The sequence below is a fragment of the Streptomyces sp. NPDC102451 genome, from assembly GCF_044765485.1.
Lineage (GTDB): Bacteria > Actinomycetota > Actinomycetes > Streptomycetales > Streptomycetaceae > Streptomyces.
Window position 1 is genome coordinate 196,808 of sequence record NZ_JBIWKD010000008.1, and the last position, 24,670, is coordinate 221,477.

Annotated in this window: 24 protein-coding genes and 1 riboswitch; of the genes, 15 read left to right on the forward strand and 9 right to left on the reverse strand. The window is 70.6% G+C overall.

Annotated features, from left to right (window positions below):
• Positions 1–15: 15 nt before the first annotated feature.
• The 10 genes from tsf (at position 16) to ACIRD8_RS20650 (ending at position 10,146) form a co-directional block, all read left to right on the forward strand.
• Complete coding sequence (tsf, locus tag ACIRD8_RS20605) at positions 16–852, forward strand: translation elongation factor Ts (protein ID WP_403993253.1); 837 nt, start codon at positions 16–18, stop codon at positions 850–852.
• 158 nt (positions 853–1,010) lie between these two features.
• Positions 1,011–1,787: a UMP kinase gene (gene pyrH / locus ACIRD8_RS20610; RefSeq protein WP_403993256.1), complete on the forward strand. Its 777-nt coding sequence runs from the start codon at positions 1,011–1,013 to the stop codon at positions 1,785–1,787.
• 115 nt (positions 1,788–1,902) lie between these two features.
• Positions 1,903–2,460: a ribosome recycling factor gene (frr, locus tag ACIRD8_RS20615; protein ID WP_031100531.1), complete on the forward strand. Its 558-nt coding sequence runs from the start codon at positions 1,903–1,905 to the stop codon at positions 2,458–2,460.
• The gene (locus ACIRD8_RS20620) at positions 2,460–3,548 is read left to right on the forward strand and encodes a phosphatidate cytidylyltransferase (RefSeq protein WP_403993259.1); all 1,089 of its coding nucleotides are present in this window, start codon (positions 2,460–2,462) and stop codon (positions 3,546–3,548) included. The genes frr and ACIRD8_RS20620 overlap by 1 nt, the downstream gene beginning before the upstream one ends.
• Before the next feature lie 358 nt (positions 3,549–3,906).
• Positions 3,907–4,275 carry a hypothetical protein gene (locus tag ACIRD8_RS20625; protein WP_403993262.1) on the forward strand — a complete coding sequence of 123 codons (369 nt, stop codon included), beginning with the start codon at positions 3,907–3,909 and terminating at the stop codon, positions 4,273–4,275.
• Between the two features lie 172 nt (positions 4,276–4,447).
• Entirely contained in the window at positions 4,448–5,554 is a 1,107-nt protein-coding gene (rlmN, locus tag ACIRD8_RS20630; RefSeq protein WP_099177577.1) for a 23S rRNA (adenine(2503)-C(2))-methyltransferase RlmN, read from the forward strand.
• 78 nt (positions 5,555–5,632) lie between these two features.
• Positions 5,633–5,749: riboswitch (TPP riboswitch) on the forward strand.
• A gap of 73 nt (positions 5,750–5,822) precedes the next feature.
• Positions 5,823–6,917: a thiamine ABC transporter substrate binding subunit gene (locus ACIRD8_RS20635; protein WP_403993265.1), complete on the forward strand. Its 1,095-nt coding sequence runs from the start codon at positions 5,823–5,825 to the stop codon at positions 6,915–6,917.
• A gap of 47 nt (positions 6,918–6,964) precedes the next feature.
• Positions 6,965–8,578, forward strand: a complete 1,614-nt coding sequence (locus ACIRD8_RS20640; protein ID WP_403993268.1) for an ABC transporter permease — start codon at positions 6,965–6,967, stop codon at positions 8,576–8,578.
• Positions 8,579–8,580: 2 nt separating this feature from the next.
• Entirely contained in the window at positions 8,581–9,603 is a 1,023-nt protein-coding gene (locus ACIRD8_RS20645; protein ID WP_403993271.1) for an ABC transporter ATP-binding protein, read from the forward strand.
• 90 nt (positions 9,604–9,693) lie between these two features.
• Positions 9,694–10,146 (forward strand): SRPBCC domain-containing protein, encoded by a 453-nt coding sequence (locus tag ACIRD8_RS20650; protein WP_403993274.1) that lies wholly within the window; start codon positions 9,694–9,696, stop codon positions 10,144–10,146.
• A gap of 13 nt (positions 10,147–10,159) precedes the next feature.
• On the opposite strand, the gene ACIRD8_RS20655 is transcribed toward ACIRD8_RS20650, so the two are convergent.
• The 5 genes from ACIRD8_RS20655 to ACIRD8_RS20675 form a co-directional block, all read right to left on the reverse strand.
• On the reverse strand, positions 10,160–11,278 hold the full coding sequence (locus ACIRD8_RS20655) for an LOG family protein (protein WP_403993277.1): 1,119 nt from the start codon (positions 11,276–11,278) through the stop codon (positions 10,160–10,162).
• Between the two features lie 34 nt (positions 11,279–11,312).
• Positions 11,313–12,476: a hypothetical protein gene (locus ACIRD8_RS20660; RefSeq protein WP_403993280.1), complete on the reverse strand. Its 1,164-nt coding sequence runs from the start codon at positions 12,474–12,476 to the stop codon at positions 11,313–11,315.
• Positions 12,458–13,195 (reverse strand): ABC transporter ATP-binding protein, encoded by a 738-nt coding sequence (locus ACIRD8_RS20665; protein ID WP_403993283.1) that lies wholly within the window; start codon positions 13,193–13,195, stop codon positions 12,458–12,460. The genes ACIRD8_RS20660 and ACIRD8_RS20665 overlap by 19 nt, the downstream gene beginning before the upstream one ends.
• Before the next feature lie 202 nt (positions 13,196–13,397).
• Positions 13,398–14,777 (reverse strand): aspartate aminotransferase family protein, encoded by a 1,380-nt coding sequence (locus ACIRD8_RS20670; RefSeq protein WP_393763949.1) that lies wholly within the window; start codon positions 14,775–14,777, stop codon positions 13,398–13,400.
• Complete coding sequence (locus tag ACIRD8_RS20675; RefSeq protein ID WP_187281839.1) at positions 14,762–15,253, reverse strand: Lrp/AsnC family transcriptional regulator; 492 nt, start codon at positions 15,251–15,253, stop codon at positions 14,762–14,764. The genes ACIRD8_RS20670 and ACIRD8_RS20675 overlap by 16 nt, the downstream gene beginning before the upstream one ends.
• 177 nt (positions 15,254–15,430) lie before the next feature.
• Here ACIRD8_RS20675 and ACIRD8_RS20680 point away from each other — a divergent pair, with 177 nt between their 5' ends.
• The 3 genes from ACIRD8_RS20680 to ACIRD8_RS20690 all read left to right on the forward strand — a co-directional run bounded on the left by ACIRD8_RS20680 (position 15,431) and on the right by ACIRD8_RS20690 (position 18,793).
• Positions 15,431–16,870, forward strand: a complete 1,440-nt coding sequence (locus ACIRD8_RS20680; protein ID WP_403993286.1) for a gamma-aminobutyraldehyde dehydrogenase — start codon at positions 15,431–15,433, stop codon at positions 16,868–16,870.
• A gap of 189 nt (positions 16,871–17,059) precedes the next feature.
• On the forward strand, positions 17,060–18,223 hold the full coding sequence (locus ACIRD8_RS20685) for a spermidine/putrescine ABC transporter substrate-binding protein (RefSeq protein ID WP_403993289.1): 1,164 nt from the start codon (positions 17,060–17,062) through the stop codon (positions 18,221–18,223).
• A 63-nt stretch (positions 18,224–18,286) separates the two neighbouring features.
• Positions 18,287–18,793 (forward strand): hypothetical protein, encoded by a 507-nt coding sequence (locus ACIRD8_RS20690; RefSeq protein WP_403993292.1) that lies wholly within the window; start codon positions 18,287–18,289, stop codon positions 18,791–18,793.
• Positions 18,794–18,842: 49 nt separating this feature from the next.
• On the opposite strand, the gene ACIRD8_RS20695 is transcribed toward ACIRD8_RS20690, so the two are convergent.
• The 3 genes from ACIRD8_RS20695 to ACIRD8_RS20705 are packed head-to-tail and all read right to left on the reverse strand — an operon-like array spanning position 18,843 to position 21,463.
• On the reverse strand, positions 18,843–19,649 hold the full coding sequence (locus tag ACIRD8_RS20695; RefSeq protein WP_403993295.1) for an SAM-dependent methyltransferase: 807 nt from the start codon (positions 19,647–19,649) through the stop codon (positions 18,843–18,845).
• Between the two features lie 51 nt (positions 19,650–19,700).
• Positions 19,701–20,405 carry a glycerophosphodiester phosphodiesterase gene (locus ACIRD8_RS20700; protein ID WP_403993298.1) on the reverse strand — a complete coding sequence of 235 codons (705 nt, stop codon included), beginning with the start codon at positions 20,403–20,405 and terminating at the stop codon, positions 19,701–19,703.
• A gap of 23 nt (positions 20,406–20,428) precedes the next feature.
• Entirely contained in the window at positions 20,429–21,463 is a 1,035-nt protein-coding gene (locus ACIRD8_RS20705) for an adenosine deaminase (RefSeq protein ID WP_403993301.1), read from the reverse strand.
• Positions 21,464–21,582: 119 nt separating this feature from the next.
• Between ACIRD8_RS20705 and ACIRD8_RS20710 the strand changes: the two genes are divergently transcribed.
• Entirely contained in the window at positions 21,583–22,293 is a 711-nt protein-coding gene (locus ACIRD8_RS20710) for a DUF4190 domain-containing protein (protein ID WP_403993303.1), read from the forward strand.
• Between the two features lie 67 nt (positions 22,294–22,360).
• Here ACIRD8_RS20710 and ACIRD8_RS20715 read toward each other — a convergent pair whose 3' ends face one another.
• Positions 22,361–22,900, reverse strand: a complete 540-nt coding sequence (locus tag ACIRD8_RS20715; protein ID WP_403993515.1) for an NADAR family protein — start codon at positions 22,898–22,900, stop codon at positions 22,361–22,363.
• Positions 22,901–23,118: 218 nt separating this feature from the next.
• On the opposite strand from ACIRD8_RS20715, the gene ACIRD8_RS20720 reads away from it, so the two are divergent.
• A complete protein-coding gene (locus ACIRD8_RS20720) occupies positions 23,119–24,633 on the forward strand; it encodes a gamma-aminobutyraldehyde dehydrogenase (RefSeq protein WP_403993306.1) in 1,515 nt (504 codons plus the stop codon).
• Positions 24,634–24,670: the final 37 nt, after the last annotated feature.

The window sequence follows — 24,670 nt, forward strand, 5'->3', positions numbered from 1 at the left end:
GAGAGAAACAGACTCATGGCGAACTACACCGCCGCTGACGTCAAGAAGCTCCGCGAGCTCACCGGCGCCGGCATGATGGACTGCAAGAAGGCGCTCGACGAGGCCGACGGCAACGTCGACGCCGCCGTCGAGGCACTCCGCATCAAGGGCCAGAAGGGCGTCGCCAAGCGCGAGGGCCGTTCCGCCGAGAACGGCGCCGTCGTCTCCCTCGTCTCCGAGGACAAGACGTCCGGCGTCCTGGTCGAGCTGAAGTGCGAGACGGACTTCGTCGCCAAGGGTGACAAGTTCCAGGCCGTCGCCAACACGCTCGCCGCCCACGTCGCCGCGACCTCCCCGGCCGACATCGAGGCGCTCCTCTCCTCCGAGATCGAGCCCGGCAAGACCGTCCAGGCGTACGTGGACGAGGCCAACGCCAACCTCGGCGAGAAGATCGTCCTGGACCGCTTCGCGCAGTTCACCGGTGACTTCGTCTCCGTCTACATGCACCGCACCATGCCCGACCTGCCCCCGCAGATCGGTGTCATGGTCGAGCTGGACAAGGCCGACGCCGAGCTGGCCAAGGGCATCGCGCAGCACATCGCCGCGTTCGCCCCGAAGTACCTCGCCCGCGAGGACGTCCCCGCCGAGGTCGTCGAGGCCGAGCGCCGCGTCGCCGAGGAGACCACGCGCGCCGAGGGCAAGCCCGAGGCCGCGCTCCCGAAGATCGTCGAGGGTCGCGTCAACGGCTTCTTCAAGGAGGCCACCCTCCTCGGCCAGCCGTACGCGCTGGACAACAAGAAGTCCGTCCAGAAGGTTCTGGACGAAGCCGGTGTCACCCTGAAGCGCTTCACGCGTATCAAGGTCGGCATCTGAGTCCGTCCGCGAACAACGGCGGACCCCGATAGGGTCTGGTGCAGTCGTAGGCCGCACTCAGCCGGACGACCGCAGATCTGACGAGGAGGCCATTGCCGCTGAGGGACAACAGACCCACCGGCAATGGCCTTCTTCGTATGTGCACGAGGAGAATCTCCATGAACAAGGGCGCGGACGCCACACAGGGTGACCACAAGCGCGACGACGCCACGATTTCCGGCCGCTTCATGCTGAAGCTCTCCGGCGAGGCATTCGCCGGTGGCGGAGGCCTCGGGGTCGACCCCGACGTCGTGCACGCCATCGCCCGCGAGATCGCCGCGGTCGTACGCGACGGAGCGGAGATCGCGGTCGTCATCGGCGGCGGCAACTTCTTCCGTGGCGCCGAGCTCCAGCAGCGCGGGATGGACCGGGCGCGGTCCGACTACATGGGCATGCTCGGCACCGTCATGAACTGCCTGGCGCTGCAGGACTTCCTGGAGAAGGAAGGCATCGACTCGCGCGTCCAGACCGCCATCACCATGGGCCAGGTCGCGGAGCCGTACATCCCGCTCCGTGCCGTGCGGCACCTGGAGAAGGGGCGCGTCGTGATCTTCGGTGCCGGTATGGGCATGCCGTACTTCTCCACCGACACGACCGCTGCCCAGCGCGCCCTGGAGATCGACGCCGAGGCGCTGCTGATGGGGAAGAACGGCGTGGACGGGGTCTACGACTCCGACCCGAAGACCAACCCCGACGCGGTGAAGTTCGACGCCTTGGAGTACGGCGAGGTGATCTCCCGAGACCTCAAGATCGCCGACGCCACCGCCATCACGCTCTGCCGTGACAACCAGCTCCCGATCCTCGTCTTCGAGCTGACCACGGAGGGCAATATCGCCCGCGCCGTGAAGGGTGAGAAGATCGGCACGCTGGTGAGCGACCGGAGCACCCGGGCCTGACGGCCCAGAAGATGGACAACGGCCTGCCGGTCGGACACCGTGCAGGTGAGGACGCGACGCAGGATCCGCAGGACCCGACGATGCAGGGTCCGCTCAAGACACGCAGGAGCACGTGGTGATCGAAGAAATCCTCCTCGAGGCCGAGGAGAAGATGGAGAAGGCCGTCGTGGTCGCGAAAGAGGACTTCGCCGCGATCCGTACCGGCCGTGCGCACCCGGCGATGTTCAACAAGATCGTCGCCGACTACTACGGCGCGCTGACCCCGATCAACCAGCTCGCCTCGTTCTCGGTTCCCGAGCCGCGGATGGCCGTGGTGACCCCGTTCGACAAGACCGCACTGCGCAACATCGAGCAGGCGATCCGCGACTCCGACCTCGGCGTCAACCCGAGCAACGACGGCAACATCATCCGCGTGACGTTCCCCGAGCTCACGCAGGACCGCCGCAAGGAGTACATCAAGGTCGCCAAGACCAAGGCCGAGGACTCCAAGATCTCGATCCGCTCCATCCGCCGCAAGGCCAAGGAGTCCCTCGACAAGCTCGTCAAGGACAAGGAGTCCGGCGAGGACGAGGTCCGCCGCGCCGAGAAGGAGCTCGACGACACCACCGCGAAGTACGTCGCGCAGGTGGACGAGCTGCTCAAGCACAAGGAAGCCGAGCTGCTCGAAGTCTGATGAACGACTCTTCCTGGGGCGCCCCGCAGGGAGCCGGTCACTGGGGCGCGCCCGAGATGGGGGGCGCTCCGGCGGGTCCTGCATACGATGTGCACGGCGCCCAGCAGACTCGGCCCATGCCCATCGTGCCGGACGTTCCCGACGCAGGTAGAGACGCTGACGACCGCGATGACCGGAACGGGGACGCCGCGCGCGTCAGCGGCCCCCTGTTCCGTGACGAGAAGCCGCAGGAGCCCATGTCCACCCCGCTGCCGTCCCCGCCGCCGCCCAAGAAGCGCGCGGGGCGTGACCTGCGCGCCGCCATAGGGGTCGGTGTCGGTCTCGGTGCCCTCGTCGTCGGTTCCCTGTTCATCGTGAAGGCCGTCTTCGTCGGCGTGGTCGTGCTGGCGGTGGTGGTCGGCCTCTGGGAGCTCACCTCCCGCCTCAAGGAGCGCAAGGGCATCAACGCCCCCCTCGTCCCGCTCGCCGTCGGCGGTGCCGCGATGGTGGTCGCCGGTTACGTGCGGGAGGCGGAGGGTGCCTGGGTCGCCATGGCGCTCACGGCCCTCGCGGTGCTCGTGTGGCGGATGACGGAGCCCCCCGAGGGCTACCTCAAGGACGTCACGGCGGGTGTCTTCGCCGTGTTCTACGTGCCGTTCCTGGCGACGTTCGTCGCGATGATGCTCACCGCGGACGACGGCGCCTGGCGGGTGCTGACCTTCCTCCTGCTGACCGTGGTCAGCGACACCGGGGCGTACGCCGTCGGCTGGCGCTTCGGTACGCACAAGCTGGCACCCCGCATCAGCCCCGGGAAGACCCGCGAGGGTCTCTTCGGAGCCGTCGGCTTCGCGATGGTGGCCGGCGCCCTGTGCATGGAGTTCCTGATCGACGACGGGAGCTGGTGGCAGGGCCTGCTGATGGGCCTCGCCGTCGCCGCCAGCGCCACGCTGGGGGACCTCGGCGAGTCCATGATCAAGCGGGACCTGGGGATCAAGGACATGGGCACGCTGCTGCCCGGCCACGGCGGCATCATGGACCGGCTCGACTCGCTGCTGCCGAGCGCCCCGGTCGTATGGCTGCTGCTGGTGCTGTTCGTGGGATCCGGCTGAGCCGGCCGGAGACTTCGCGCGTCGCGCGGTTTCACCGAGGGGGCCCGCCGTCCACACCCGGACGGCGGGCCCCCTCGCGTGCCGGAGGGGCGGAGCCACGGCCCGGGTGACCGCTTTCGGGCCGGGGCCGTGGGCCGGCCCCGGCGGGGTACCCGGGAGGGGCAGACATACCCCGTCACTCCGAGGAGGCTGGTGGCCGTGCGCGCGTGGAAACTCTGGCTGGACCGAAGTCTCACCGCGCAAGCGGTGCTGATCTTCGTCGTGGGGCTGGGAGGCAACGCACTGTTACGCAGGGACGGGCAAGTCGGCTGGTGGGTGATCCAGACAGCGATCTTCACCGCCGTCGCCCATCGGCATCGTGGCCGCTCAGCGCCGCAGGGTCGGTCGAGCGGCCGGTGTCGGCCCCCGGGGGATCGCCGAGCTCAACCGCCAGATCCGGCACGGCGAGGTGCCGAGCGATCCCGAGAAGCGGGCGACCATGCAGAAACTGGTCGCCGAGCAGCTGGGAAAGATGGAGCGGGGCGGCCGCTGGCTGCCGTACTGGCTGGCCGGCATGGGCCTGATCGCGGCGGGCGTGCTCGCGCTCGGAATCGTCACCGGCTCCCCGGTCGTCCCGCTGGTCTTCGCGGTCGGCGTGGCCGTGTTCTGCGTCTGGGTCCTCTGGATGCGCCGCCGCGCCCTGGAGCGCCACCGGCACATGAGGTCCGCCCTGCAGAACCACGGCTGACAGGGGTACGCCGCGCGGGGCGGCCACCGTGGTCTCGGTCACGGTTCCCGCGCGGCCGGGCCGTGCGGAGGCCTGCCGACCACGGACGACGCCGGGGTCGCGCCCCCCTGCGTGCCGCCCGGTCCCTCGGCGGACCTGAGGACCGCGGCGTGTCTGCGACACTGGATGAACCATGCCTAAGCCCGGAGAACTCACTTTCGTCGCGCCCCGTGGAGCCAAGCGGCCGCCGCGGCACCTCGCCGACCTCACCCCCGACGAGCGCAAGGAAGCAGTCGCCGCGACCGGCGAGAAGCCCTTCCGTGCCAAGCAGCTGTCGCAGCACTACTTCACGCGGTACGCGCACGACCCGGCGGAGTGGACCAACATCCCGTCCGCGTCGCGGGAGAAGCTCGCCGAGGCGATGTTCCCCGACCTGATGTCGGTGATGCGCCACATCAGCTGTGACGACGACACCACCCGCAAGACGCTCTGGAAGCTGCACGACGGCACGCTCGTAGAGTCCGTCCTCATGCGGTACCCGGACCGGGTGACCATGTGCATCTCGTCCCAGGCGGGCTGCGGGATGAACTGCCCGTTCTGCGCCACCGGTCAGGCGGGGCTCGACCGCAATCTGTCGACCGCCGAGATCGTGCACCAGATCGTGGACGGCATGCGGGCCCTGCGCGACGGGGAGGTCCCGGGCGGGCCCGCGCGGCTGTCCAACATCGTCTTCATGGGCATGGGCGAGCCGCTGGCCAACTACAAGCGCGTGGTCGGGGCGATCCGCCGGCTGACGGACCCCGAGCCGGACGGCCTGGGGCTCTCTCAGCGCGGGATCACCGTGTCCACGGTCGGCCTGGTGCCGGCGATGCTGCGCTTCGCCGACGAGGGCTTCAAGTGCCGCCTCGCGGTGTCGCTGCACGCCCCGGACGACGAGCTGCGCGACACGCTCGTGCCCGTGAACACCCGCTGGAAGGTCCGTGAGGTCCTGGACGCCGCGTGGGAGTACGCGGAGAAGTCGGGCCGCCGCATCTCCATCGAGTACGCGCTCATCCGCGACATCAACGACCAGGCCTGGCGGGGCGACCGGCTCGGCCGGCTGCTCAAGGGCAAGCGGGTGCACGTCAACCTCATCCCGTTGAACCCGACCCCGGGCTCCAAGTGGACCGCCTCGCGGCCCGAGGACGAGAAGGCCTTCGTCGAGGCGATCGCCGCCCACGGCGTGCCGGTCACCGTCCGGGACACCCGTGGCCAGGAGATCGACGGGGCCTGCGGGCAGCTGGCGGCCTCCGAGCGCTGAGAGGGTCCCGGCGTACGGGCGTGATCCGGCCGGTCCGGCGTGATCCGGCCGGTGTAGCCTGGCCGGGAAATCAACTTCATATTCCGACAGGGGAGCGCCACAGCGCTGAGAGTGCGGCACCGAGGACAGGTCGGCCGCAGACCCTCTGAACCTCGCCCGGGTCATTCCGGGTAGGAAGTTCGGACCTTACTCAAGCTGTTGCGCCCTGCCCGCTCACCGAGCGGGCAGGGCCGCGTCTCTTCCTGGTCACCTCCAGGAGGAATTCATCATGAACACGACGACGAAGTACGCGGCGACGGCGCTCGCCGCCGCGCTGGGCGTCACCGCGCTCGCGGGCTGCGGCGGCTCCGACGGCAAGGCATCCGGCGACTCGGGGGCCGGCTCCAAGACCGTCACGCTCGTCAGCCACGACTCGTTCAACGCCTCGGACGCCGTCCTCAAGGCGTTCACGAAGCAGACCGGCTACAAGGTCAAGGTCCTCAAGAGCGGTGACGCCGGAGCGGCGCTCAACCAGGAGATCCTGACCAAGGGCTCCCCGCGCGGCGACGTGTTCTTCGGCGCCGACAACACCCTGCTCTCCCGCGCCCTCGACAACGGCCTGTTCACGCCGTACGAGGCGAAGGGCCTGGACCGGGTCGCGGCCGACACCCAGCTCGACAAGGACAAGCACCGGGTCACGCCCGTCGACACCGGTGACATCTGCGTCAACTACGACAAGAAGTACTTCGCCGACAAGAAGCTCGCCCCGCCGAAGACCTTCGACGACCTGCTGAAGCCCGCGTACAAGAACCTCCTCGTCACGGAGAACGCCGCGACCTCGTCGCCCGGCCTCGGCTTCCTCCTCGGCACCGTCGCCACCCAGGGCGAGACCGGCTACCAGGACTACTGGAAGAAGCTGAAGAGCAACGGCGTCAAGGTCGTCGACGGGTGGGAGCAGGCCTACAACGAGGAGTTCTCCGGCTCCGCGGGCGGCAAGAAGGCCAACGCCGACCGGCCGCTCGTCGTCTCGTACGCCTCCAGCCCGCCCGTCGAGGTGCTGTACGCCGATCCGCAGCCGAAGGAGGCCCCGACCGGTGTCGCCACCGGCACCTGCTTCCGGCAGATCGAGTTCGCCGGCCTGCTGGACGGCGCGAAGAACGAGGCCGGCGGCAAGGCTCTGCTGGACTTCCTGATCAGCAAGCAGTTCCAGGAGGACATGCCGCTGAACATGTTCGTGAACCCGGTGGTGAAGGACGCGGAACTGCCGGAGCTCTTCACGAAGTTCGGCGCGGTCGTCGACAAGCCGGCGACCGTGGCGCCGGAGAAGATCGCCAAGAACCGTGAGCAGTGGGTCCAGTCGTGGTCCTCGCTCGTCGTGAAGTAGCCGCCGCGAGGCCTCCGCGCCGGGGGAACGCGGTGCGGCTCGGCCTCATGGCCGTGCCCGTCGCGTTCTTCGCGCTGTTCTTCGCCTACCCGGTCGTCGCGATCGTCGGCCGGGGGCTGAAGGCGGACGGCTACTGGCAGTTCGGCCGGATCGGCACGGTGCTGAGCCGGCCGGACATCCTCGACGTCCTCTGGTTCACCACCTGGCAGGCCCTCGCCTCGACCGTGCTCACCCTGCTGATCGCGCTGCCCGGCGCCTATGTCTTCGCACGCTTCGACTTCCCCGGCAAGCAGCTGCTGCGGGCCGTCGTGACCGTGCCGTTCGTCCTGCCGACCGTCGTGGTGGGTACGGCGTTCCTGGCGCTGCTGGGGCGCGGCGGGTTCCTCGACGAGCTCTGGGGGATCCGGCTCGACACCACGGTGTGGGCGATCCTGCTCGCTCATGTCTTCTTCAACTACGCGGTCGTCGTACGGACCGTCGGCGGCCTGTGGTCCCAGCTCGACCCCCGTCAGGAGGAGGCCGCCCGGGTGCTCGGGGCCGGCCGCCTCGCCGCCTGGCGGCGTGTGACCCTGCCCGCGCTGGCCCCGGCCGTCGCCGCCGCGGCGCTGATGGTCTTCCTCTTCACCTTCACTTCCTTCGGGGTCGTCCAGATCCTCGGCGGTCCCGCCTACTCCACGCTGGAGGTGGAGATCTACCGGCAGACCGCGCAGCTGCTCGACCTGCCGACGGCCGCCGTGCTGACCCTGGTGCAGTTCGCTGCGGTCGGAGGGATCCTCGCCGTCCACGCCTGGACCGTACGGCGCCGGGAGACCGCGCTGAAGCTCGTCGACCCGGCACAGACCGCCCGGGCGCCCCGAGGAGCCGGACAGCGGGCGCTGCTCGGCGGCGTACTGCTGACCGTCCTGCTGCTGATCGTCGTGCCGCTCGGCGTACTGGTGGAACGCTCCCTGGACACCTCGGGCGGCTACGGCTTCGGCTTCTACCGCGCGTTGCAGTCGGCCGACGCGAGCGGCTCCACCTTCCTGGTGCCGCCGATCGACGCCATCGGGAACTCCCTGCGTTACGCACTGGTCGCGACCCTCATCGCCCTCGTGATCGGCGGCCTCGCGGCCGCCGCGCTGACCCGGCGGGCGGGCAGGCTGGTGCGGGGCTTCGACGCCCTGTTGATGCTGCCGCTCGGCGTCTCGGCGGTCACCGTCGGCTTCGGCTTCCTCATCACGCTCGACAAGCCGCCGCTCGATCTGCGTACGTCCTGGATCCTGGTGCCGCTCGCGCAGGCGCTGGTGGGCGTCCCCTTCGTCGTAAGGACCATGCTGCCCGTCCTGCGCGCGGTGGACGAGCGGCTGCGGGAGGCGGCCGCGGTGCTCGGCGCGTCGCCGCTGCGGGCCTGGCGGGAGGTCGACCTCCCGCTGGTGCGGCGGGCGGTGCTGGTGGCCGCAGGGTTCGCCTTCGCCGTATCGCTCGGTGAGTTCGGCGCGACGGTGTTCATCGCACGCCCGGACAACCCCACCCTGCCGGTCGCCGTCGCCAGGCTCCTGGGGCGTTCCGGAGAGCTCAACTACGGCCAGGCGATGGCCCTCAGCACGATCCTGATGCTCGTCTGCGCGGTGTCGCTGCTCGTGCTCGAACGTATCCGCACCGACCGATCCGGGGAGTTCTAGAGATGCTGGCAGTGGAGTCGGCGACGGTCCGGTTCGGGAAGCGGACCGCGCTGGACGCGGTGGACCTGGAGGTCGCGGACCACGAGATCGTCTGCGTGCTGGGTCCGAGCGGCAGCGGCAAGTCGACGCTGCTGCGGGCCGTGGCCGGGCTGCAGCACCTGGACGCAGGGCGGGTCCTCCTGGACGGCATCGACCAGGCGCCGCTGCCCGTGCACCGGCGCGGGCTCGGCCTGATGTTTCAGGACCACCAGCTCTTCCCGCACCGGGACGTCGCCGCCAACGTCGCCTTCGGACTGAGGATGCACGGCGTCCCCCGCGCCGAGCGCGACCGCAGGGCGGACGAACTCCTGGACCTGGTCGGCCTCCCCGGGGCGGGCCGGCGGGCCGTCGCGGCGCTGTCCGGCGGCGAACAGCAGCGGGTCGCACTCGCCCGGGCCCTGGCGCCCCGCCCCAAGCTGCTGATGCTGGACGAACCGCTGGGCCAGCTCGACCGGAGCCTGCGCGAACGGCTCGTCGTCGAACTGCGCACCCTCTTCGGCCGGCTGGGCACGACGGTGCTCGCCGTCACCCACGACCAGGGCGAGGCCTTCGCGCTTGCCGACCGGGTCGTCGTCATGCGGGACGGCCGGATCGCCCAGGCCGGTACCCCGCTGGAGGTCTGGCAGCGTCCCGCGTCGGCGTTCGTCGCCCGCTTCCTCGGCTTCGACAACCTGGTGGACGCGACGGTCACGGGTACGGCGGCCGACACCGTCTGGGGCAAGGTCCCGGTGCCCGAGGACTCGCCCCAGGGCGAGTGCGAGCTGCTCGTGCGGCCGGGCGGCGTCCGGATCGGCGGCCCGAAGGACGGCCTGCGCTGCACCGTGGGCGTACGCACCTTCCGCGGCCACCACGTCACCGCCATCCTGCACCCCGGCGACGGGCCGCCCCTGGAGGCGGAGTGCGGACTGCGGGACACCCCGGAGGAGGGGACCGTCGTGGGCGTTGCCTTCGACCCGGCGGAGACGGTGGTCCTTCCCCCGGTCTAGCGCCGGGCCCGGGAGCGGACGTACGACCGGCTGGCAGGGTCTCCCGGGGCGTGGTCCCCTGGACGGAAACGTCCGGAAGGGGCGGAAGCCATGAACGGGTCGGCTCGCGAGGGCATCGACATCACCCGCGTCGTCGCGGCACCGCGCGAGAGGGTCTTCGAAGCCTGGACGGACCCCGAGGACTTCGCCGCCTGGTACGGCGGCGACGCGGACGTGCCGCTCGACCGGGTATCGATGGATGTCACGCCGGGCGGTGAGTGGAGCCTGGTCATCGTGGTGCCCGGTGCGGAGATGCCCTTCCACGGCGTCTACCGGGAGGTCACCGCCCCCGAGCGGCTCGTCTTCACACTGAGGGACCGCAGCGCGCCCGCGGACATCGAGGGCGAGACCGTCACGGTCACCCTCACCGAGAAGAGCCGGAAGTCCACCGAGATGGTCTTCCGGCAGCGGGGCGGCAACCTCACGCCCGAGCAGTACGCGGCGGCCGAGGACGGCTGGGAGGCGTTCTTCGACGCCCTCGACGCCCGCCTCGCCGCTCACTGAGCCCTCCGGCAGGTCAGCCCGTCAGCCGGGCGAGCGCGCCGGCCGCCTCCTCCACCGTGTCGACGAGCGCGATACGGGACTCCATCGCCCGGTCCGCCGCGAGCGCACTCAGCAGCGGCCAGGCGGGCAGCTTCTCCGTCCAGTGCGCGCGGTTCACCAGCACCATCGGGGTGGGCGCGGAACGCGACTCGTAGTAGTTCGGGGTCGCGTTGTCGAAGATCTCCTGCACGGTCCCGGCGGCCCCGGGCAGGAAGATCACACCGGCAGTCGAGCGGGCCAGCAGCCCGTCCTCGCGGACGGCGTTCGCGAAGTACTTGGCGATGTGGTCCGCGAAGGCGTTCGGCGGCTCATGGCCGTAGAACCACGTGGGGACGGCGACCGAGGACCCCCCGTCGGGCCAGCGCTCCCGCACCGCGAAGGCGGCCTGCGCCCAGTCGGTGACCGACGGGTCGAACGACGGTGCGGCGGCGAGGAGTTCGCAGGCCTTGAGCAGCATGGCGTCGGAGTGCGGAGCCGCGTAGGCGCCGAGGTTGGCCGCCTCCATGGCGCCGGGGCCGCCGCCCGTCGCCACGGTCAGACCGCCGCGCGCCAGCTCCCTGCCGAGCGTGGCGGCGCCGAGGTACGCCTCGGAGCCGCGGGCCATCGCGTGGCCGCCCATCACGCCCACCACACGGGCCCCGACGAGGTGTTCGTCCAGCGCGTCGGAGACCGCGTCGTCGTGGAGCGCCCGCAGCATCGAGGCGAAGACGTCGCCGTTCGCCTGGGTCAGCTGGAACCAGCCGTACGCCCGCGCGTCCGGGGTCGCCCCGTAACCGCCCTCCGCCAGGCCCTCGTACAGGGCGTCGGGAGTGTAGAGCAGCCCCCGGTACGGGTCGAAGGGGAGGCCGGGCACCGGCGGGAAGACGAAGGCCCCGTCCGCGCGTATCTTCGCCTCGGCACGGGGCTCCATGCGGCAGCCGAGGAAGACGGCGCCCCGGGTGCCGGTCGTGAGCAGTGCGTCGCCCCGGTCCGTCAGGTCGACGGACTGGACGCGGTGACCGGCCAGGGTTCCGGCCGCGACCGCCTGGTCGAATGCGGTGAGCGTCTCGATCTCGACGCCGGGTGCGTACGTGTTCTCGTCCGGGTTCTCCACGCCGCCATGCTACGGACCGCCCCGGCGGCGGGTGTCACCCCGTCAGAGGCAGTGCCGCAAGCTCCGCGATCGCCCAGGTCAGCGGGGCGAAGACGGCCAGCAGCACCAGTGCCCGCAGGGCGGCGGCGGTGCGGAGCGCGGAGGCCGGGGCGCCGAGCCGCAGCAGGGTTCTTGCCGTACGGGCCCGGGCCTGCCTGGCCTCCAGTGCGGTGGTCAGCAGTGTCGCCGTGGTGCAGCCGAGGACGAGCACGGCACCGAGGGCGGTGAGCGGGCCGAAGGGGCGGGGCCCGCCGGTGTACAGCACGGAGGCCGCGATCACCCCGGACAGCACCGCGCAGACGATGCCCAGCGGCCGGCCGATCCGGCACGCCTCGTCCATCAGGACCCGGCCGGCCAGCAGCCGTACGGCTCCCGGGCGCACCGCCTGGAGCAGCCGTCCGCACAGATGCGTGAGGCCGGGCCCCGCCATGGCCAGGCCGATCGCGGTGAGGGTCCAGCCCACGAGCACGGCCGCGGGCGTGGCGTCGAGCCGGCCCGGCAGCGGGAAGGGACTGCCCGCCGAGCCCCGGCTCGCGTACGCCTCGACCGCGAGCCCGGCCGCGGTCAGCGCGACCCCCCAGGGCAGCCCTTTCGGTACGGGGGCGGGCGCCAGGTCGTCCTCGGCCTCCTGGGCGTCGGACGGCGCGACCGGCCTGGAGCGCAGCGCGAGCCCGCCGGCCGCGGACGAGGCCAGCGGCACCAGGGCCAGCAGCGTGAGGGCCGCGGCGAGCGGCAGCGGAGTGCCCGCGCCCAGGAACTCGGCCGCACCGCCGTCGAACGGCAGGCCGGTCAGATCGCCGCGCAGATGCAGGAAGAAGAGCAGGGCCACCACCGAGCCGAGGGTGGTGGAGACCGCCGTGGAGATCGCCGCCAGCAGGGAGAGACGGGCAGGTCCGAGTCCGGCGGCGAAGAGCCCGGGCCGCGGGCGGGTGCTCGGATCCGTGCGTGCGACCGCCACCGCCAACTGGACGGTCGCGGCGAGCGGAACCGCGCACCACAGCAGCCGCAGCACGGAGGCCGACGCGTGCGCCGGGTGCCCGGCGGCGTACCCCAGGGTGCACAGGAGCAGGAAGCCCACCCCCGCCGACGCGGCGGCCAGGAGCAGACGCCGCATCAGGACCAGGGGGTGCGAGCCGCGGGTCAGACGGAGAGCGAGCACGCCGACCGGCCTTCCGTGTCGGGCGCGGCGGGCAGGGAGACGGTGGTGACGCGGCGGCCGTCCAGCAGGCTGACCACACGGTCGGCGAGCTGGGCGACCTCCGCGTCATGGGTGGCGAGAACGACGGTGATCCCGTGGGACCGCGCAGCCGTGGTGAGCGTGCGCAGGAGCTGTGCGCGCTCGGCGTGGTGCAGCGACGCGGTCGGCTCGTCCGCGAAGATCACGGACGGCGACGCGGCCAGCGCACGGGCCACGGAGATCCGCTGGCGCTGCGACTGGAGGAGGGTGTGCGGGCGCTTCCTGGCGAGCGGCCCGATGTCCAGGCGCTCCAGCCACTCGGTGGCCGCCTTCTTCGCCGTCCGGTGCGAGACACCCCGCAGAAGCAGCGGCAGGGCGGCGTTCTCCCAGGTGCTGAGCTCGGGCACGAGCTGCGGCTCGGCCGCGATCCAGCCGAATCTGTCGCGGCGGAGCTGCTCGCGCAGCCGCGGGCCCATGGTGTGCACGGGCACGCTGTTGAACCAGACCTCACCCTGCTGGGGCACCAGCTGGCCGGAGAGGCAGTGCAGCAGCGTCGTCTTCCCGGACCCGCGGGGCCCGGTCACGGCGAGGACCTCGCCGTCGCGGACACCGAGGGAGACACCTCCGAGCCCCGGCGATCCGTTGTGGGAGTGGTGCAGGGAACGTGCCCAGATCACATCGTTGTCGGGCGGGGCCACCATGGCGTACACCTCGGTTCGGATCAGTTCTCCTGTCCCCCGTACGGGGGAACGCATACAACGAAAAAATGGCCGATCGGTCACTCGGCACGCTAGGCAGCCGGACCGGGGTGTCGGGACAGCACACGGCCCGGATGCGCCCCTTCTCACTCGAACGGGTGCATCCGGGCCGTGTAGACCATATGAAATGACTTTCGGGGTTCGGTCAGAGCTTCGTCCAGGCCTCCGTCAGGACGCCGCGCAGAATGCCCTCGATCTCGTCGAAGGTCGACTGGTCGGAGATCAGCGGGGGCGCGAGCTGGACGACCGGGTCGCCGCGGTCGTCGGCCCGGCAGTAGAGGCCGTTCTCGTACAGCGCCTTGGAGAGGAAGCCGTACAGGACGCGCTCGGTCTCCTCGTCGGTGAACGTCTCCTTGGTGGCCTTGTCCTTCACCAGCTCGATGCCGTAGAAGAAGCCGTTGCCGCGGACGTCGCCGACGATCGGCAGGTCGTGCAGCTTCTGCAGCGTCGTCAGGAACGCGTTCTCGTTGTCCAGGACGTGCTGGTTGAGGCCCTCGCGCTCGAAGATGTCGAGGTTGGCGAGACCGACCGCGGCGGAGACCGGGTGGCCGCCGAAGGTGTAGCCGTGCAGGAAGGTGTTGTCGCCCTCGTAGAACGGCTCGGCCAGCCGGTCGGAGATGATGCAGGCGCCGATGGGGGAGTAGCCCGAGGTCATGCCCTTGGCGCAGGTGATCATGTCCGGTACGTAACCGAACTTGTCGCAGGCGAACATCGTGCCGAGGCGGCCGAAGGCGCAGATGACCTCGTCGGAGACGAGCAGCACGTCGTACTGGTCGCAGATCTCGCGCACGCGCTGGAAGTAGCCGGGCGGGGGCGGGAAGCAGCCGCCCGCGTTCTGCACGGGCTCCAGGAAGACCGCGGCGACGGTGTCCGGGCCCTCGAAGAGGATCTGCTGCTCGATCTGGTCGGCGGCCCAGCGGCCGAAGGCCTCCGGGTCGTCGCCGAAGAGCGGCGCGCGGTAGATGTTGGTGTTCGGCACCTTGTGCGCGCCGGGGACCAGCGGCTCGAACGGAGCCTTGAGCGCGGGCAGACCGGTGATCGACAGGGCGCCCTGCGGGGTGCCGTGATAGGCGACGGCACGCGAGATGACCTTGTACTTGGTCGGCTTGCCCTTGAGCTTGAAGTACTGCTTGGCCAGCTTCCAGGCCGTCTCCACGGCCTCGCCGCCGCCGGTGGTGAAGAAGACCTTGTTGAGGTCGCCCGGAGCGTGGTGCGCGAGCCGCTCGGCGAGCTCGACGGCCTTGGGGTGCGCGTAGGACCACACCGGGAAGAAGGCGAGCTCCTGCGCCTGCTTGTACGCCGTTTCGGCGAGCTCGTGACGGCCGTGCCCGGCGTTGACGACGAACAGGCCGGAGAGGCCGTCGAGGTAGCGCTTGCCCTTGTCGTCGTAGATGTAGGTGCCCTCGCCACGCACGATGGTGGGAACGGGCGCGTTCTCGTAGTCCGACATGCGGGTGAAGTGCATCCACAGGTGGTCGTACGCGGTTCGGCTGAGGTCCTTGCTCACGGCTATCGGGTTCCCCACATATAGGTCTGCTTCTTGAGCTTGAGGTAGACGAAGCTCTCGGTGGAGCGCACTCCGGGTATGGCCCGGATGCGTTTGTTGATCGTCTCCAGCAGGTGGTCGTCGTCCTCGCAGACGATCTCCACCATGAGGTCGAAGGAGCCCGCGGTCATCACCACGTACTCGCACTCGGCCATGGCCGACAGGGCCTCGGCCACGGGGTCGAGGTCGCCCTCGACGTTGATGCCGACCATCGCCTGCCGCCGCAGCCCCACGGTGAGCGGGTCCGTGACGGCGACGATCTGCATCACGCCCTGGTCGAGCAGCTTCTGGACGCGCTGGCGTACGGCGGCTTCGGAGAGGCCCACGGCCTTGCCGATCGCGGCGTACGGCCTGCGTCCGTCCTCCTGGAGCTGCTCGATGATTGCGAGGGAGACGGCATCGACCGCTGGTGACGATCCGTTCCCGGTCCTGGAGTCTGCGCTGCGACTGGCCACACCTCCACTCTGCACCGCGCCTCGCCCGTCTGGCAACCCTGAATCGATGAAATTCGTTGTCTGAGAGTCCGAATCTCACTGAATCCGAAGTTGACGGCGGGTGGGTATGTCGAAAGCGTCACCCAACGGTCTAGTCTGGAAGTCTCACCCATCGGACAGCCGACAGGAGGGGTGGTTGTGACCACCGAGGTGCGCCGTCTGCGCAACTACATCAACGGAGAGTTCCGGGACGCCGCGGACGGGCGGACCATCGATGTGGTCAACCCGGTGACGGAAGAGGTCTACGCGACCTCGCCGCTCTCCGGAGGGGCCGACGTCGATGCCGCCATGGAGGCCGCGGCCGCGGCCTTCCCCGCCTGGCGCGACGTGACGCCCGCCGAGCGCCAGAAGGCACTGCTGAAGATCGCGGACGCGTTCGAGGAGCGGGCCGAGGACCTGATCGCGGCGGAGTCCGAGAACACCGGCAAGCCGCTGGGGCTCACCCGCACCGAAGAGATCCCGCCGATGGTGGACCAGATCCGCTTCTTCGCGGGCGCCGCCCGGCTGCTCGAAGGCCGTTCGGCCGGGGAGTACATGGAGGGCCTCACCTCCATCGTCCGTCGCGAGCCGGTGGGCGTCTGCGCCCAGGTCGCGCCGTGGAACTACCCGATGATGATGGCCGTGTGGAAGTTCGCCCCGGCGCTCGCCGCGGGCAACACCGTCGTCATCAAGCCGTCCGACACCACTCCGGCGTCGACCGTGCTCATCGCCGAGATCATCGGGCAGATCCTGCCCAAGGGCGTCTTCAACGTCATCTGCGGCGACCGGGAGACCGGCCGCGCGATGGTGGAGCACCCGACCCCGGCGATGGCCTCCATCACCGGTTCGGTGCGGGCCGGCATGCAGGTCGCCGAGTCCGCCGCCAAGGACGTCAAGCGGGTCCACCTGGAGCTCGGTGGCAAGGCCCCCGTCGTCGTGTTCGAGGACACCGACATCGCCAAGGCCGTCGAGGGCATCTCGGTGGCGGGCTACTTCAACGCCGGCCAGGACTGTACGGCCGCGACCCGCGTCCTGGTCCACGAGTCCGTCCACGACGAGTTCGTCTCGGCGCTCGCCAAGGCGGCGGCCGACACGAAGACCGGCCTGCCGGACGACGAGGACGTGCTGTACGGCCCGCTCAACAACGCCAACCAGCTGGCGCAGGTCAGCGGGTTCATCGAGCGGCTGCCCGCGCACGCCAAGGTCGATGCGGGCGGCCACCGGGTCGGCGACAAGGGCTACTTCTACGCCCCGACCGTCGTCTCCGGCCTGCGCCAGGACGACGAGATCGTCCAGCACGAGGTCTTCGGGCCCGTGATCACCGTCCAGTCCTTCACGGACGAGGCCCAGGCCGTCGAGTACGCCAACGGCGTGGAGTACGCCCTGGCCTCCTCGGTGTGGACCAAGGACCACTCCCGCGCGATGCGGATGTCCAAGAAGCTCGACTTCGGCTGCGTGTGGATCAACACCCACATCCCGCTCGTCGCCGAGATGCCGCACGGCGGCTTCAAGAAGTCCGGCTACGGCAAGGACCTCTCCGCGTACGGCTTCGAGGACTACACCCGGATCAAGCACGTCATGACGTCGCTCGACGACTGACCTGCGCGCAGCGGCGGTCACGGCCCCGGGTTCGCCCGGGGCCGTTCCGCGTCCTGAGCGCCGTCCGCCCGTGTCCCCGCCATGGACATGGTGTGCGGACCCGGGCGTTCCCGCTGGACGGTTGGTCCATTGCCCGCCGCGGCAGCGGAACGACATGCTGCGCGGGTGCGCTCGATCACGGACCACCTCATGTCCCGTCGTTCCCTGCTGCGCGTCCTCGGCGCCGGATCGGCCGGTGCCGCTCTGGCCGGCTGCGGCGTGCCCGCCGCCTATGTGGAGCCCGGTGACCGCTCGGGCCCCGACCGCTCGGACCGCGACCACTCGCTGCACTTCGCCAACTGGCCCCTCTACATCGACACCGACGACGAGAGCGAGTCGAAGCGGCCCACCCTCGACGCGTTCTCGCGGCGGACCGGGATCTCCGTCACGTACACCGAGGAGATCAACGACAACGACGAGTTCTTCGGGAAGATCAGCCCGGCGCTGATGAACCACCAGTCGACCGGCCGGGACCTCGTGGTCATCAGCGACTGGATGGCCGCCCGGTTCGTACGGCTCGGCTGGGTGCAGGAGATGGACCGGTCGCGGCAGCCCAATGTCGCGGCCCACCTGGACCCGCAGCTGCGTTCGCCCGCGTTCGACGAGGGGAGGCTGCACAGCGTGCCCTGGCAGTCCGGGATCACCGGCATCGCGTACAACAGGGCGAAGCTGGGCCGGGAGATCCGGCACACGAGCGAGCTGTGGGCCGACGACCTGCGGGGCAGGGTGACCCTGCTGTCGGGGCTCGACGAGGCCTTCGCCCTGCTGATGCAGGGCAACGGGGCCGACATCACCCGCTGGACCGCCGACGACTTCCACGAGATGTGCGAGCAGGTGGCCCGGCGCGTGAGGTCCCGCCACATCCGCCGCTTCACCGGCAACGACTACATCAAGGATCTGGCCAACGGCGATGTGCTCGCCTGCCAGGCCTACTCCGGGGACGTCATCCAGCTCCAGGCCGACAACCCGGGCATCGAGTTCGTGGTTCCCGAGGAAGGCGCCGAGCTCTGGTCGGAGTCGCTCATGGTTCCCAACCTCGCGGGCCACAAGCGCAATGCGGAGAAGCTCGTCGACTACTACTACGAGCCGGCGGTGGCCGCGGAGCTGGCCGGCTGGGTCAACTACGTCTGCCCGGTGCCCGCAGCCCGCGAGATCCTGGCCTCCTCCAAGGACGAGGAGACCGCCGCGCTGGCCGATGACCCCCTGATCTTCCCGGACGACGCGATGCGCCGACGCCTCGCCATCGCCCGGGACATCACCTCCGAGGAGCGCACCGGGTTCGCGAAGAAGTGGAACTCCATCGTCGGCCTCTGAGCCCCCGCCGGACAGGGCACCCCTGCTTTTTGAACGCGTTCATGAAGGGCGTACGCTGCGGCCATGAGCGAGCGAGCCCTGTTGCGGCGCATACGCGTGTGGTTGGTCGTCTTCATCGTCTGTCTGGTGCTCAGCGGGCTCACCGCCTTCCCGCTGGTCACCGAACTCCACTGGGCCGAGGACCTGTTGACCTCCTCCGCCTCTCCCGTCCCCGAGCACTTCCCGGCCCTGACGGAGTGGATCACCCGGGTCCGGAGCGGTCTCGACGAGGCCGATGCCTCCTATCCCTTCGTGCTGTACGGCACCGACTGGCTGGCCTTCGCGCACCTCGTCATCGCGGTCGCCTTCTACGGGCCCTACCGCGACCCGGTCCGCAACATCTGGGTCATCGAGTTCGGGATGATCGCCTGCGCCGGGATCATCCCGCTCGCCCTGATCTGCGGCCCGATCCGCGACATCCCCTTCTGGTGGACCGTCATCGACATGTCCTTCGGGGTCTTCGGCGTCATCCCGCTGCTGGTTGTCCACCGCATGATCAAGCGCCTGGAGGGAGCTGCCGTGACGGCGTGACCCTCGGCCGTACGCGGGAACCCTCGCGTCCCGGGCCAGGATCTCCGCATCAGGGCTTCCGGCCCACCGCGCCGAACTGGGCGACCTCGGGTGTCTGCGCCGTGGCGCCCGCCCGCCAGCGTGAGCAGGACACGATGCCCGGCTCCAGGATGTCGAGGCCGTCGAGGAAGGAAGCGAACTCGTAGCGGCTGCGGGCGGTGATCGGCGGGGTGGCGTTCTCGTTCCAGAAGCGCATCGCGGCCTCGTTGCCCTCGCCGCCCAGCTCCAGCGTGGGATGGGTGAGCACCAGATGGCTGCCGGACGGCAGGGCGTCCATCAGCGTCCTCACGATGCCCCGCGCCTCGCCCGTGTCCAGGACGAAGTTGAGGATGCCCAGCATCATCACCGCGACCGGGCGCCGGAGGTCCAGGGTGTGCCCGGCGGCACGCAGGATCCGTTCCGGGTCCCGGGCGTCCGCGTCGACGTACTCCGTGGCGCCCTCGGGCGAGCTGCTGAGGAGGGTGCGTGCGTGCGCCAGGACGATCGGGTCGTTGTCGACGTAGACGACGCGTGCGTCGGGCGCGGTGTGCTGGGCCACCTCGTGGGTGTTGTCCACGGTCGGCAGCCCGGTGCCTATGTCCAGGAACTGGCCGACCCCCACGTCGCCGGCCAGATGACGCACCACCCGGCCCAGGAACGCCCGGTCGGCGCGGGCCACTTCACCGATGCTCGGATACAGGCCGGTGACCCGGTCGCCCACCACGCGGTCCACGGGGTAGTTGTCGCGGCCGCCGAGCCAGTGGTTCCACACCCGGGCGTTGTGGGCGATGTCGGCACGGACACGGGAGGGCGCGGTGCGGGGGCCGGGCTCGGTCACGTCTGCTCCAGGGATCACGGACGGTACGGACCGCCCATGATGCCGGACCGATCAAGAAGCGCCAGGGGGTGAGGAGTTCGCCAACTGGGCCCGGAGTGCGTCGATCCGGTTGGTGGTGATCGAGTCGGCGCCGTACGCGATCAGCCGCCGCATGGTGCGCCGGGTGTCCGCCGTCCAGGCGGAGACCAGCAGCCCGTCGGCGTGGGCACGGTCGGTCAGCTCGCGGCTGAGCAGCCCGAAACGGTAGTTCAGCCAGCGGGGCCGCACCGCTTCGAGCAGGACGGGGCGCGGAGGTGCGAGCGTCGTCCAGGTCAGCGCGATCTCGGCGGACGGATCGGCCGCGCGCACCTTCAGCATCGCGTGCGTGTCCGCGCAGTAGTACGCGCGCTCGGCCGCCCCGCACTCCCGCACCACGCCCACGGTCTCCCGTACGGTCGTGTCGGTCGCGCCGGGCAGGTCGATCATGACCCGCCGGCCGCCGGCGGCGGACAGCGCCTCACGCAGGGTGGGCACACCGCCGCCGGTCCGCTCCGTCAACTCCGCGTGGTCCAGCCGGTCGAGGCGGACGTCGTGGCCCCACAGGCGCTCCAGCGTGGAGTCGTGGAGCAGCACGGGCACCCCGTCCCGGGTGAGCCGGACATCGATCTCGACCGCGTCCGCCCCCCGGTCCACGGCGGAGCGGATCGAGGGGAGTGTGTTCTCGCGGGCACGGTAGGGATCGCCGCGGTGTGCCACGGCGGTGACAGTGGTGGTCATGGGCCCATTGTGACCGGCCGGGGTCACCGGCCAGGGGCCGCCAGCCAGTTCGTCGTGTACGTGTCGATCTCGGCGGCCAGCGTCCGCTTGCCGGCCGGGTCCAGGAACGAGGCCTCCACGGCGTTCTTCGCCAGATCGGCCACTCCGCGCTCGTCGAGACCGAGCAGCCGGGCCGCCACCCCGTACTCGTTGTTGAGGTCGGTGCCGAACATGGGCGGGTCGTCGCTGTTGACCGTGACGAGGACGCCTGCCTCGACCATCTCCTTTATCGGGTGCCGGTCGAGGTCCGCGACCGCCCGGGTGGCGATGTTCGACGTGGGGCAGACCTCCAGCGCGATCCGGTGCTCGGCGAGATGGGCCAGCAGCTCCGGGTCCTGGGTGGAGCTGGTGCCGTGGCCGATGCGCTCCGCGCGCAGCGAGGTGAGCGCGTCCCAGACGGTCCCCGGGCCGGTGGTCTCCCCGGCGTGCGGGACGGAGTGCAGGCCCGCGGCGATCGCGCGGTCGAAGTACGGCTTGAACTGCGGACGCTCCACGCCGACCTCGGGCCCGCCCAGACCGAAGGAGACGAGCCCCTCGGGCCGCAGGTCGACGGCGAGCCGGGTGGTCTCCTCGGCGGCCTCCAGACCGGCCTCGCCCGGGATGTCGAAGCACCAGCGCAGGACGGTGCCCAGCTCGGCCTCCGCCGCCTTGCGGGCGTCCTCGATGGCCTCCATGAAGCCCTGCTCCGGGATCCCCCGGCGGGTCGAGCTGAACGGGGTCACGGTCAGCTCCGCGTACCGGATGTTCTGCCGTGCCATGTCCCGGGCGATCTCGAAGGTCAGCAGCCGGACGTCCTCGGGGGTGCGGATCAGGTCCACCACCGAGAGGTAGACGTCGATGAAGTGCCCGAAGTCGGTGAAGGTGAAGAAGTCCGACAGCGCCTCCGGATCCGTGGGGACCTTGGAGTCGGGGTGGTGAGCCGCGAGTTCGGCCACGATGCGCGGGGAGGCCGAACCCACGTGGTGGACGTGGAGCTCGGCCTTGGGCAGCCCCGCGATGAAGGGGTGCAGATCGTTCATCGGATACTCCCGGATCTCTGGTCTTCGGCCGGGTGCACCGGCTGCACGGATCATCGTAGGCGGGGCTCTGCGGCCCGATGCAGGGCCGTAGCATGGCGTGACCACGATGGGGGAGGCCCATGTCAGACAACACACAGCAGCCCGGGGGCGAGGGCGCGCGGCGCGATCCCTGGGCTCCGCCGGACAACAGGGTCGAGCTGGGCAAGCAGCCCGCGGACGCGGTCCCGCCCGCCGTGCACGACCAGCCCACGGTCACGTCCATGCCGAACGCCGACGCGGGCACCGGGCCCATACCCGGCCCGGCCGGATCCTTCGGCCCCCAGCAGCCCCCCGTACCCGCGCCGCCGGTCGGGCCCAACGGGCCGGGGAATCCAGGGCAGTACGGCTACCCGGCCGCCCCCGCGGCGCCCTCGGCGGCGTACGGCTATCCGGCCGCTCCTCCCGCCCCCTCGGCCTCGTACGGCTACCCGGGATACCCCGGCTACGGGGGCCAGCAGTCCTGGGGTCCGGCGCCCGCGAACGGGCTCGGTACCGCGGCGATGGTCCTCGGCATCATCGCGGTGGCCGGCTTCTGCATGTGGGGACTCGGCATCATCCTGGGCATCCTCGCCCTGATCTTCGGCATCATCGGCCGCGGCCGCGCCAAGCGGGGCGAGGCGACCAACGGGGGCATGGCACTCGCCGGAATCATCCTGGGATCGGTCTCGATCGCCATCAGCGCGGTCTTCCTCGGATTCCTGATCTGGGCCGTCGCCAACGACGAATCGGGCAGTAGCTACGACTACGAGGACCCGTACGCCTCGTCGCTGGTCGTCGGCACCTCACGCTGACCCGCGGTGAGCGGCCGCCCGTGGCCGGGCCTGGGCGATGGCGCCCCGGGCCCGGCCACGCGCCGTGTCATCCCGCGCGCAACCGTGTGCGCGCGTCCATGAGCGCGAAGCCCAGCAGATTCAGCCCTCGCCAGGAAGCCGGGTCCGCGGTCCGCGGATCGTCCTTGGCGAGTCCGATGCCCCATATCCGGTCCACCGGGCTGGCCTCGACGAGCACGCGCTCCCCGGTGTTCAGCAAGTAGGCCCGCAGCGCCGGGTCCTGGCCGAACTTGTGCACGCTGCCCTCGACGACCAGGGCGAACCGCTCCCGCGCCCAGACGGCGTCGTCGAACCCCTTGACCAGCCGGCCCACCTTCTTCGCCGCCGCGGGACTGCCCGCCGCCACGGCCAGCGCCTCCGCCTCCGCGTCCCCGAACAGCCGCGCCTTGCCGGCCATCATCCAGTGCTCGGCCGACGCGTAGGTCACCGGACCGACCGTGAACGGCGCCGGCCACCACTGGGAGAGGCAGCTCTCCCCGAGCCTGCCGTCCGAACGGGGCCGGTGCCCCCAGAACGGCAGGTACTTCACGTTCTCCCCGCGTGCCGTGCGCGCCAGGAGGCCGTCCATGTGTTCCTGTCCCATGGCAGCCGAGTCTGACATCCGCCACTGACAGCCAGTACAGGGTTTTCCGCACGCACGAGACACATCGTCGACAGATTCCGTCGCGTAACCAAAAGGAAACAACGGAATCACTTGTTGGTAGAGGTCTGCTCTGTCAGGATCGGCACTCAATTCGACAAGAAGCTACGCCGCCCCTGGTCACGGGGGCAGCGGAGGAGAACGTCATGGGCAACGGTTTCCAGGTGCAGGACCGCTTCGCCGGGGGAGCGCAGTACATCGGCGGGCGCCTGCGCCCCGGCACATCGGGGCGCCAACAGGACGTGGTCGACCCGGCCACGGGCCGCACGGTCCTCCGCTACGAGCTGGCGGGCACCGACGACGTCGATGCCGCCGTGGCCGCCGCACGCGAGGCGTTCCCCGGCTGGTCGGGACTCACCCCTGCCGAACGGTCGGAGGCGCTGCACCGCTTCGCCGCCGTACTCGCCGGCCAGGCCGAGGACCTCGCGTACGCCGAATCCCTCCAGTGCGGCAAGCCGCTCAAGCTCTCCACCGAGTTCGACGTCCCCGGCACGGTCGACAACGCCTCGTTCTTCGCCGGGGCCGCCCGTCACCTCGAAGGGAAGGCGGCCGCCGAGTACAGCGGCGACCACACCTCCTACGTACGCCGTGAGGCGCTCGGTGTCATCGGCTCGATCGCGCCCTGGAACTACCCGCTCCAGATGGCCGCCTGGAAGATCCTCCCGGCGGTCGCGGCCGGCAACACCATCGTGCTGAAGCCCGCCGAGATCACGCCGCTGACCTCGCTGATGTTCGCGCAGGCCGCCACGGAGGCCGGCATCCCCGACGGTGTGATCAACATCGTCTCCGGCGCCGGACGGGACGCGGGCGAGCACCTCGTGAGCCACCCCGACGTCGTGATGACCTCCTTCACCGGCTCCACCGCCGTCGGCAAGCGGGTCGCCGAGCTCGCCACCTCCACCGTCAAGCGGCTCCACCTGGAGCTGGGCGGCAAGGCGCCCTTCCTCGTATTCGACGACGCCGACCTCGACGCCGCGGTCCACGGAGCGGTCGCCGGCTCCCTCATCAACACCGGCCAGGACTGCACGGCCGCCACCCGCGCCTATGTCCAGCGCCCCCTGTACGACGCGTTCGTGAGCGGCGTCGCCGCCCTGATGGAGAGCGTGCGGCTCGGTGACCCCTTCGACCCCTCGACCGACCTGGGTCCGCTGATCAGCCATCAGCAGCGTGACCGGGTCGCCGGATTCGTCGACCGGGCCCGCGCCTATGCCACCGTCGTCACCGGCGGCGAGGCCCCCGGAGGCGCGCTCTCCGACGGCGCCTACTACCGGCCGACCCTGATCACGGGCGCCGCCCAGGACAGCGAGATCGTCAGCGCGGAGATCTTCGGCCCCGTCCTGGTCGTGCTGCCCTTCGACACCGACGACGAGGGAATCCGCCTCGCCAACGACACCCCGTACGGACTGGCCGCCTCCGCCTGGAGCACCGGTCTGTACCGGGCCAACCGCGCCACCCGTGAGTTCAGGGCGGGCTGCGTCTGGATCAACGACCACATCCCGATCATCAGCGAGATGCCGCACGGCGGATACAAGGCCAGCGGCTTCGGCAAGGACATGTCGTCGTACTCCTTCGAGGAGTACACACAGGTCAAGCACGTCATGTACGACAACACCGCGGTGGCCAGGAAGGACTGGCACCGCACCGTCTTCGCGGACCGATAGCAGCGGCCGCCGGCCGGCGGCCCCACCCACCCGGAAG